A 298-nucleotide genomic window follows, 5' to 3' on the forward strand; every position below is an offset into this window, starting at 1 on the left:
GTACTTTGCGGACCACCCCGAATGGTTCGGCAGGCGGCCGGACGGCACGATGCAGTACGCGGAAAACCCGCCGAAGAAATACCAGGACATCGTCAACTTTTATTTCGAAACACCCGCATACAAGGCGCTCTGGAAGGAATTGCTGGAAGTAACCCTCCAATGGGTCGGCTTCGGGGTAACGATTTTCAGGGTGGACAACCCGCATACAAAACCCTACTATTTCTGGAACTGGCTGATTGCCGAAGTCAAAAAGAAACACCCGGACGTCCTGTTCCTGGCCGAGGCGTTTTCCCGCCCG

At 55.0% G+C, this 298-nt stretch carries 1 pseudogene; it reads left to right on the forward strand.

Going from position 1 to position 298, the window contains the following annotated elements:
* Positions 1-298, forward strand: a pseudogene (locus ACRHNM_RS16565) (alpha-1,4-glucan--maltose-1-phosphate maltosyltransferase); the annotation flags it as partial.

It is taken from the genome of Psychroserpens mesophilus (assembly GCF_050617655.1).
Classification (GTDB): Bacteria; Bacteroidota; Bacteroidia; order Flavobacteriales; family Flavobacteriaceae; genus Psychroserpens; species Psychroserpens mesophilus_A.